This is a genomic window from Wolbachia endosymbiont of Tuta absoluta (genome assembly GCF_059414725.1).
Map to the genome: position 1 here is coordinate 1 of NZ_JBNRJY010000397.1, position 9,358 is coordinate 9,358.

Sequence of the window (9,358 nt, forward strand, 5' to 3'; positions counted from 1 at the left end):
GATCGATCGCAGTAGATATTCGATTGGTAACAACCATTAATTACCTACGCATAACTTTAAAACACGAATAAATAATTAAGCCACGGCAATTTTAATTGACATGCCACCACCCCAGTTCTACTCGTGGGTGTCGTAAAAAGCGACTAAGGGATAATCATCCAGGGAATCGCCAGCAGCGTTCCCTGTGAATGCAACATCTTGCACTGCGCTCGCCAATCTGCCTACCCAGCGTGGTGATGGCCATACCCCCAATACAGGAAGGCTATGTCCAGTAGTGGCCTGCTGTGGCTGTTAAAGTAATGAATAATAAATAATTAAATTTCAATTGGCAATAACCCAATAATTGCAACTTAATAATAAAATTGGAAATATTCACGACCCATCGTAAGAAATACTTTGTACACTCCAAAAGTTTATTTTTAAGTGCAATTTAACAAGATTCATGTAACAGTGAAATAATATGCGATTAAAAAGCCCAGCTCTGGACTAGACTACAGCTAATGATGGTTATAATGAATGATGTCTGTAGATTGCAAAGCCCCGGAGCTAAAATTGCAGAGGCCAGCCCTAAAAAAAAAACAATATTTGATTCTAATACCAAATTTTAAAACACTTCCCGTGTTCGGTATTAATATTATCTGAGAAGTAGGGGTTGGTCCTAAAAATCTATTGTGGCTGGCCCTTTTTTTAGTGTTAGGTATAAAACTTCTTGAAACATGCAAAATTTTACAGCCCGCGCTTGAAAATTTTACAAGTTTTCAAAAATATTTGAATTAATATGCACTATACGGGGTGTAAGGGACGCTGTACCGAAAGTTTTGCAGATATGATCGATCTTTACAATCTTTTAGATTTATATCTCCCGGAAAATCTGGTATTTGAGATTGTATATTTGCTTTTATGAAGTTCATCCGACCGAATTTTTCAGTAAGTATCCCTACCTCTTTTGGAACTTCTAATGGGATGATAATATCATTGCTAATTCCATTTTCTTCTTGAGAAAAAAGTTCAGTGTATGCTCCTTTTTTACTGTGTTTCTCAAAATACTTAGGAAAATAAATATTGAGATATTCAGAGTGTAATTCTATTCGACTTTTCTGATCATTTTCTAAGATAAACGTATATTTATCACCATTTTGCTTAAGTTCGCATAACTTAAATTTACTAAGGTCAGAGTCTGGAAATGGCTTTTCAATTTCAAAAGCAAGTGTAAGAGTGTGCGTTGTGTGATCAAATTCATTTTTTTCTTGTAGACCATCTTGTAGACTATAGTACTTATTTTTTTCATACTCTTTTCCTTCTATGTTAGCACTCACTTCCTCTTCATCCAAATTTTCAATAGCATCAAAAAATTCTTCTTCATCCAGATCTCTTTCTTTTTCACCTGGCTCTTGTTCTTTCAGAGAATCATACCATACATCCTCTTCATTAACTTTCTCCTCTATTGTATTTTCTACACTTATTTTTCTTGTATGATCATTTCCATTGCTAGCAGTTGTTTGATGATGTGTATCGTTAGTTTGAAAAAAGCTCTTTACTTTTGATATTAAGCTAATCCATGAAAGTCTGACTTGATTAAGTAGCCATTTAAAACTCTTCATTGTTTTACCCCAACCTAATTACTAAAAATTGTAACAGAATAAATTAAATATGTCAATAAGATACACAAATTGTACTAACTGGGAATTAGTGGCAGCACTTAACATCTGTGTAAATTTTGACATAGGCGTTTTCTGCATTTTAACCAAATCAGTAAGGAGAACACCATTGATATTCTCCTTTTAGAAGCAACTTGAATAAAACTGATAAAGTTTGAATTAAAGTGTGATTAGGAAAGTGAGTGATGAGAACTCTTTATTTGGACTTCTTTTGATTCATCTATTTTAGTATTAGGTCTTAGTGCTTCATATGTAGCACCACCAGCTACGAGTGCAGATGCTGTAGCTATGCCAATTATTGCTAATATACTTAGTCTAGTTGTATGTTCAAGTATAGTACTTGCTACCAGCCCAACAGCAAGACCAACACCAATAACAGCAGTGTACAACATTCTAGGATTATTTGAATTAGGCATATAGCTCACTAACTCTCTGCAACACTTTTCTGATTCTTTCTTTATATCCTCGAGCTTATTTAGATCTTCTTCTTCTATTTTAGCATTTAATTCTAGTTTCTTACATAATTCTTGCATTTCTTTTACTTGTTTTTCTAATTTTTTTAAAAAATTTATTATTTTTGTTCCTTGTAATTTTATTATTGTTTCCTTAAGTAGTAACGTTGATATTGGCATTGCTATTTCTTCTATCTCTTTTTCTGTTTTCCTTTCCAATTCCACTACTTTTTCTATTCCTTCGTCTGATATTTCAGTGTCTTTTTTTAGTTCTATTTCAAATTTTCTTTTTTTCAACTCTGATTTTGCTTCTTCTAATGATTCTAATGCATTCCATAGCTTTTCACCAGAATTCTGACTCCGTTTTGGTGACATAGACTGACTGCCTTTGAACTTTTTTGGTGATATGGGCTGATTTTTACCATCTTTAAGCTTTTTTGAGTTTTCACCAGCACTTACTTTAGCCATAATAAACCTCGCATATTAAATAATGCTATTACATAATATCTTTAAAGCTCAAGGTCAAATAGTATCTTTACATAATATAAATCATAAACAGAAAATTTTAGTGTAAATTGCCATATTTACTTTGTGCTACGGTTTGAGATAGAATAACAACTTGCTTCAAATATGGAAAGGCAGTACAACTCTATAATCAAGTTACTGAACTCTCATTTACTCCTCTTTTTTTGTAAAACAATCTACAATTCATTAGAAGATCTTCAGATAGACGTTGATCATTGGTTGTGTTTTTACAATGAGACAAGACCTCATTCTAGTAAATATTGTTATGGCGATGTAGACTTTCCTGAATAGAAAACATATTAGAAAAATATTAGTAGCATTACATAAGAGACTGATATTAGTTTTCAATTTTTCTGTTAGTTAATTCTTGCTTGCTAGGTTAAGTTGTGTCTGGTAACCATAATGGCAAATCTTGTTAATTTGAGGCGTGGATTTTAGCCTCTCTCATCCTTACATTAGTTACATATTCTTTCGCAGAGGGCTAATGATAGCAATGAATTTATTAGTAAAATTCAGTAATTTATAACTGACAATTAGAGCTGTTAATTAGCAACTCACTTTAAATAAGTTACTCAACTGTGACAGATTTAGCTAAATTTCTCGGACAATCTACATCTAACCCTTTTTTTTCTGCAATAGAATAAGCAAGAAATTGCATAGCAACACTGTAGATAATTGGAGAAACAAAATTGTCAACTTCTGGAAGTTGCACCACATCTATGCAAATTCCCTTTAAGAGCGGTGCTCCTTGCTTATCACTAAAGGCAATTACTTTACCTTTTCTTGCAATAATCTCTTGTATATTGGATAGCGTTTTAAAGAATAAATTATCGTAAGGAATAATTGCGATAACAAGTACAGTAGAGTCTATCAAGGCGATAGAACCGTGCTTCATTTCTCCCGCTGCAATACCAATTGTGTTGATATATGAAAGCTCTTTTATCTTCAATGCACCTTCCATTGCAACTCCATATGAGCTTCCTCTCCCAATTATAATTATATTATTGTGCTCTAATATACTGCCTGATATATGTTGTATTTCCATCACATTCAAAACATGCTCTACATGTTCGGGAATGGAATTAATAGCACCGCTTAGTTCCTTTATCCTCTCTCTACCCAGTATACCTTTTATTTTTCCAAGCTCTACAGCAAAGCATGCTAAAATTGCAAGCTGCGTAGAAAAGGTTTTTGTCGAAGCAACACCAATCTCAGGTCCAGCAAGAGTATGCAATACAATATCTGAGGCTTTTTCTATGCTGCTATTAAATGTATTAATTATGCTAATGATCATTTGTTTCTGCAATCTCGCATAACGTAGTGCTTCCATAGTATCTGCAGTTTCACCAGATTGAGAAATGAATAAGCCAATACTACCTTCTTCGAGCTTGACGCTGCTATACCTAAATTCTGACGAGATTTCTAGATATACCCGAATTTGAGCAATACTTTCCAGCCAACACTTTGCTATTAGTCCAGCAAAATAGGATGAACCGCATCCAACTATAGTAATGTAACCTAGTTCAGAAAATAATTCTTTGTTGATTTCTTTATATTGTTTATAAAATTGATTTATTGTTTTGTTTAATGCATACGGTTGCTCAAAAATTTCTTTTAGCATAAAGCTAGGGTAACCATTTTTACTAATTAGAAAATTTCTTGGACTGCTATTTTCTGTTCTGCGTTTAACTTGTATACCATTATTATATATACTGAATTCGTTAGATTTTATTACTGCAATATCATTATCTTCTAAATGCAATATTTTTTCTACAAATGAATTCAAAGTATTAGTATCAGAAGCAGCAAACACTTTATTACAGTTATATCCTATTGCTAAAGGCAAATTTCTTTTTGCAACAAATAAAGTATCTGGATATTCTGCAAATAATAAAGCCAAAGCAAGTGAACCTTGTAAATTGTTTAGACACTGTAATATAGAATCAATTGGTGATAACCCTTCATCAAGATATGAAGTTAATATGTTTGGTATCACTTCTGTATCAGTATCGGTGTGGAAAGATACTCCCTTTTCTTCCAGATCCTTTTTTAATATATTGTAATTTTCAATTATGCCATTATGAGCAACAACAACATTATTTATATAAATGGGATGAGCATTTTTAAGATTTGGAGCTCCATGTGTAGCCCAACGAGTATGTGCTATACCAACTTTGCTACTAGATATCTTGCTCTCATGAACAACTTCACACAATCTTTCAACTTTACCTTCTGATTTTTTTACTTCTATCTTACCTCTATTATTTATAATTGCTATACCTGAAGAGTCATAACCTCTGTATTCCAATTTTTGCAACGCGGTTAGTAAAGTTGGTATTACTGAATCACCGCTACTTACTATACCTAATATTCCACACACTTCTTAAATTATGAAGCATTTTTGTCTTTTTTACTTTCCTCTAGTTTATTTTTCTTGCCATTCTTTTCAACTTTGCTTTTTTCAATAGATTTAGCTACTGGCTTTTGAATTTCTTTATTTAAGATTTCAGATATAGCAGACTTTAGGATTTTTATTTCAATTTTTGGTGCTATTTCTAGTATTAGTTGTGCATTTACTTCGTCAACTTTGTTTACTTCACCTATTATTCCACTAGAAGTAATAACCGTATCACCACGTTTTATTTGATCTATCATCCTTCTATGTTCTTTTAGTTTTTTGTGATTGGGACGAATAATGAGAAAATAAAATACTACAAATATTAAAATGAGTGGAATAAAGCTAGCAACAGATGCTGATACATTGTTAGTCGCATCTGCCGCAAAAACCTCAGAAATGAACATATTTAATCCCAATTATTAACGATAAAGTTAAATAGATTAAGCAGCAATTACAATATCATGTCAAGTCTCTGAAAGAAATTAATTCAAATTAATAAGAAAGTTAAGGAATTTTAAGGTGTTTCTGCTGTAATGGCGGGAGTGATGAGACTTGAACTCACGACCTCATGCGTGACAGGCATGCGCTCTAACCAACTGAGCTACACCCCCCATTGCTTTTTAACGTTTGCAATCTTAAAGCTAATCAACGTGTTGCTACTTGTCAATATTTTTTGTTTGCGCTTTTTTGTCTTTTTTATTACTATGTAAATAACTTAATTTCACACATGGCTTATGCAAGTAGTCCCGTTAGGGTTATGCCATGGAGGATAAACTATTTGGAGGAGTAAATATGACAAATTTGCCTAAAGTCACTATACGTGATTTAGCTGAATCTGGTGTGCATTTTGGCCATAAAGTTAGTCGCTGGAATGCGAAAATGGCCCCATATATATATGGTGTACATCAACAGAATCGTATACACATAATAGACTTACGAAAAACATTACCATTGTTAGAGGCGGCAATGAAAGCTTTATACGATGTTGCATCTCAAGATGGTCGCATTTTATTTGTTGGTACGAAATTTCAAGCTTTAGATATTGTTGCAAGTGAAGCGGTTCGTTGTGGTCAATATTATGTAAATGATCGATGGCTTGGTGGTATGCTTACTAATTGGAACACTGTTTCTTCTTCGATAAAAACTTTGATACAATATGAGAAAATATTAAATGATGAAGATAGTATCTTAACAAAAAAAGAATTAGGAAATATTGAAAAGAAAAGAAAAAAGCTTGATAAAGAATTGGGTGGCATTAGAGAAATGGGAGCAGTTCCTGATATTTTATTCATTATTGATACTAACAAAGAGCATATAGCGGTTAAAGAGGCTAAAAAACTGGGTATTCCTGTAGTTGGAGTACTTGATACCAATTCTGACCCAGATGATATTGCCTATCCTATATCAGGAAATGATGATTCAAGAAAATCAATAGAGCTCTACTGTAAATTAGCTGCTGATTCTATATTAGCTGGAATAGAGTCTAGTTTGACAAGGTCTAGAGTTAAGGATGATGAGCTTATTCAAGAAAAAGAAGGGGGTATTGTGCAAACTAAAAAGAAGCGTATGAAGGATGAAACAGAAAGGGAGGTAATAGTAAGTAAATGAAGATGGATTCAAGTAGTATAAGGGAATTACGCGATAGAACAGGGCTTGGCTTAAGCGATTGTAAGAAAGCGTTAGAAGAGTGTGATGGTGATATTAAGAAAGCCGTTGATAGGTTACGTACAATAGGATTTGCTAAAGCTGACAAAAAGTCTGATAGAGTAGCTTCAGATGGGCTTATTGCTATGTGCTTGGCTAAAAATTATGGTGTATTGGTTAAAGTCAATTGTGAAACTGATTTTGTTGCTAGAAATGAGAAGTTCATAGCATTAGTTTCAAATTTAGCATCAATTGCTTGTCAAGAACGTTGTACTAGTCTTGATGAGTTAAAAAATGCCAAATATGAAGATGTTGGTACAGTACAGGAAGCTATTATGAGTGGTACATCGGTTCTTGGTGAGAAGTTAGAGTTAAGCAATCTTTGCTACCTAGAGACTAAGGATGGGATTGTTGCTGGCTATGTACATGGTGATATGCATGGCTTAGGTAAGATTGGTGCTTTAGTAGCATTGCAATCATCTGGTGATAAACAAGAGATTGGAAAGCAAATAGCTATGCATGTAGTTGCTATGAAACCTGAAGCTTTATCTATAGATGATTTAGATCAAGAAAAATTAAACAATGAGCGTTCTATAATTGAGGAGCAAGTAAAGAGCTTAAATAAACCTGAAGAGGTAGCGAAAAAAATAGTAGATGGACGAATGGCTAAATACTATGAAGAAGTTGTTCTACTAGAGCAGAAGTTTATAAAAGATGATAAAATGAAGATTGCTGATTTTATAGAATCAAGTGCTGTTAAATTAGCTAATTATAAGTTACTTACTTTGGATGGTGCAAATAAGTAACAAAACTTCAGAAGTAAAGTACCCCAGAGTGTTATTCAAAATCTCTGGGGAGGCTTTGATGGGATCAAAGCTATTTGGCCATGATATGGAAGTTATAGATAAACTATCCAAAGACATAGTTGAAGTTTGTAATCTCGGAGTTCAAGTTTGTATTGTTGTTGGTGGTGGGAATATTTTTCGTGGTGCATCAGCATCTTTAAGTGGCTGTGAAAGAGCAAGCAGTGATTATATTGGAATGCTTGGTACTGTCATTAATGCTTTAATTTTGCAAAATTTTTTAGAAAAAAGCTCTATAGTCTCTAGGGTGTTGTCTGCTATACCCATGACTACTATATGTGAACCTTATATAAGAAGGAAGGCTATTCATCATTTAGAGAAAGGTAGAGTAGTCATTTTTGCAGCAGGCACAGGTAACCCATTTTTTACTACAGATACAGCTGCAGCTTTACGTGCTGTTGAAATGAATTGTGATGTTATTTTAAAAGGTACTCAAGTAAGTGGTGTATATTCTGCCGATCCAAAAAAAAATGAGAATGCTGTGATGTATGATAGGCTTTCTTATACAGATCTGCTAACTCGTGATTTAAAAGTTATGGATGCATCAGCAATTTCACTTGCTCGTGAGAATTCTATCCCAATTGTAGTTTTTTCTTTAAAAAGAGAAAAAATGGTTGATATTATTAAGGGTCAAGGCACTTATACTATAGTTTCAGATTGTAAACATTAGGTAATTTATGTTAAACGAAATAAAAGCTAAAACAAAAGAAAGAATGCTAAAAACTATTCAGTCTTTTCACGATGATATGAAAGGTGTACGTACTGGTAGAGCTAACGCATCATTACTTGATGGTATAGTTGTAAATATCTATGGTGGACATCAAAAACTGAACCAAGTTGCAGGAGTTTCAGCTATAGATAACAAAACTCTATCAGTTAAAGTTTGGGATGCTACTGCTATCGGTGAAGTAAAAAATGCGATAATCAATGCTAACCTGAATTTAAATCCTGTTGTTGAAGGAAATACTATACGTATAGTTCTTCCAGACTTAACACAAGAAACTCGTGAAAAATTAGTGAAATTATTGCATCAATTTTCTGAAAATGCACGAGTTGCAATTAGAAATATACGCAGAGATGTTATGGAAGAAATAGAGGAAATGAAGAAAAATAAGGAAATCTCAGAAGATGATTTTCATGTTGCCAAAAAGGAAATACAAAACATTACTGATGATAATGTAAAAAAAGTCGATGATGACTTATCTATTAAAGAAAAGGATATATTGCATCATTAAGTTAATATGAAAGAATTTTTCAGTATTGAAAAACATAAGAGGATTCGATATAGATACAGTTGTATGAATGCTGTGATTCAGATCTCATCATTACGCACACATTTGATCGTTATACCTTTTGAAATCTAGAAAAAAAGCTTTTCAGTTTGATTTTTTATTACGATAATTAAGTTTACACTCTTGAGCGAAAACGATGCTGAAACGCCTTTTCCTTATTTTTGCATTTGTATTACTCATCCCACTGTCAAATGTTGATGCCAGAAGATATATCAGAATTGTTGGATCGATCATCACGTTGCTTAGTGGTAAGAAAAAATTAAAAAAAAAAAATGAAAAAAAAAAAAAAAAAAAAAAAAAAAAAAAAAAAAAAATTATTAATTAATTAAAAAAATAAAAAAAAAAAAAAAAAAGAAAAAAATTTAATAATTATAAAAAAAAAAAAAAAAAAAAAAAATATAAAAAAAAAAAAAAAAAAAAAAAATTAAAAAAAATTTTAAAAAAAAAAAAACAAAAATATTAAAAAAAAATTATTTTTAAAAAAAAAAAAAAATTTTTTTAAAATTAGAAAAGTTTATTTTTGTTT

Annotated in this window: 9 protein-coding genes, 1 tRNA gene and 1 pseudogene; 6 read left to right on the forward strand and 5 right to left on the reverse strand. The window is 32.3% G+C overall.

All coding sequences use genetic code 11. The features are described from left to right. Positions 1–773: 773 nt before the first annotated feature. Positions 774–1,601 (reverse strand): hypothetical protein, encoded by an 828-nt coding sequence (locus tag ACJ5GX_RS04260; protein ID WP_495292736.1) that lies wholly within the window; start codon positions 1,599–1,601, stop codon positions 774–776. Between the two features lie 227 nt (positions 1,602–1,828). Further along, a complete protein-coding gene (locus ACJ5GX_RS04265; RefSeq protein WP_007302596.1) occupies positions 1,829–2,578 on the reverse strand; it encodes a hypothetical protein in 750 nt (249 codons plus the stop codon). A 213-nt stretch (positions 2,579–2,791) separates the two neighbouring features. On the opposite strand from ACJ5GX_RS04265, the pseudogene ACJ5GX_RS04270 reads away from it, so the two are divergent. Then, positions 2,792–2,905: pseudogene (locus ACJ5GX_RS04270) on the forward strand (IS481 family transposase); the annotation flags it as partial. Positions 2,906–3,203: 298 nt separating this feature from the next. Here the strand turns inward: ACJ5GX_RS04270 and glmS are convergent. The 3 genes from glmS to ACJ5GX_RS04285 all read right to left on the reverse strand — a co-directional run bounded on the left by glmS (position 3,204) and on the right by ACJ5GX_RS04285 (position 5,644). Then, positions 3,204–5,015: a glutamine--fructose-6-phosphate transaminase (isomerizing) gene (gene glmS, locus ACJ5GX_RS04275; RefSeq protein ID WP_007302597.1), complete on the reverse strand. Its 1,812-nt coding sequence runs from the start codon at positions 5,013–5,015 to the stop codon at positions 3,204–3,206. An 8-nt stretch (positions 5,016–5,023) separates the two neighbouring features. Beyond that, entirely contained in the window at positions 5,024–5,437 is a 414-nt protein-coding gene (gene yajC, locus ACJ5GX_RS04280) for a preprotein translocase subunit YajC (protein ID WP_006012489.1), read from the reverse strand. Positions 5,438–5,567: 130 nt separating this feature from the next. Beyond that, positions 5,568–5,644: transfer RNA gene (locus ACJ5GX_RS04285), tRNA-Asp, on the reverse strand. 181 nt (positions 5,645–5,825) lie between these two features. Between ACJ5GX_RS04285 and rpsB the strand changes: the two genes are divergently transcribed. The 5 genes from rpsB (at position 5,826) to ACJ5GX_RS04310 (ending at position 9,157) form a co-directional block, all read left to right on the forward strand. Continuing rightward, positions 5,826–6,641: a 30S ribosomal protein S2 gene (rpsB, locus tag ACJ5GX_RS04290; protein WP_012482019.1), complete on the forward strand. Its 816-nt coding sequence runs from the start codon at positions 5,826–5,828 to the stop codon at positions 6,639–6,641. Next, positions 6,638–7,483 carry a translation elongation factor Ts gene (gene tsf, locus ACJ5GX_RS04295; RefSeq protein WP_052265040.1) on the forward strand — a complete coding sequence of 282 codons (846 nt, stop codon included), beginning with the start codon at positions 6,638–6,640 and terminating at the stop codon, positions 7,481–7,483. The genes rpsB and tsf overlap by 4 nt, the downstream gene beginning before the upstream one ends. Continuing rightward, positions 7,467–8,210 carry a UMP kinase gene (gene pyrH / locus ACJ5GX_RS04300; RefSeq protein WP_010407219.1) on the forward strand — a complete coding sequence of 248 codons (744 nt, stop codon included), beginning with the start codon at positions 7,467–7,469 and terminating at the stop codon, positions 8,208–8,210. The genes tsf and pyrH overlap by 17 nt, the downstream gene beginning before the upstream one ends. Before the next feature lie 7 nt (positions 8,211–8,217). Next, on the forward strand, positions 8,218–8,775 hold the full coding sequence (gene frr, locus ACJ5GX_RS04305) for a ribosome recycling factor (RefSeq protein ID WP_007302601.1): 558 nt from the start codon (positions 8,218–8,220) through the stop codon (positions 8,773–8,775). A 193-nt stretch (positions 8,776–8,968) separates the two neighbouring features. Beyond that, positions 8,969–9,157: a hypothetical protein gene (locus tag ACJ5GX_RS04310; protein WP_495292737.1), complete on the forward strand. Its 189-nt coding sequence runs from the start codon at positions 8,969–8,971 to the stop codon at positions 9,155–9,157. Positions 9,158–9,358: the final 201 nt, after the last annotated feature.

Bases quoted from the DNA above. Each gene is read 5' to 3' on its own strand.
- ACJ5GX_RS04260 (WP_495292736.1), bottom strand. From the start codon at position 1,601: ATGAAGAGTTTTAAATGGCTACTTAATCAAGTCAGACTTTCATGGATT.
- ACJ5GX_RS04265 (WP_007302596.1), bottom strand. From the start codon at position 2,578: ATGGCTAAAGTAAGTGCTGGTGAAAACTCAAAAAAGCTTAAAGATGGT.
- yajC (WP_006012489.1), bottom strand. From the start codon at position 5,437: ATGTTCATTTCTGAGGTTTTTGCGGCAGATGCGACTAACAATGTATCA.
- rpsB (WP_012482019.1), top strand. From the start codon at position 5,826: ATGACAAATTTGCCTAAAGTCACTATACGTGATTTAGCTGAATCTGGT.
- tsf (WP_052265040.1), top strand. From the start codon at position 6,638: ATGAAGATGGATTCAAGTAGTATAAGGGAATTACGCGATAGAACAGGG.
- pyrH (WP_010407219.1), top strand. From the start codon at position 7,467: ATGGTGCAAATAAGTAACAAAACTTCAGAAGTAAAGTACCCCAGAGTG.
- frr (WP_007302601.1), top strand. From the start codon at position 8,218: ATGTTAAACGAAATAAAAGCTAAAACAAAAGAAAGAATGCTAAAAACT.
- ACJ5GX_RS04310 (WP_495292737.1), top strand. From the start codon at position 8,969: ATGCTGAAACGCCTTTTCCTTATTTTTGCATTTGTATTACTCATCCCA.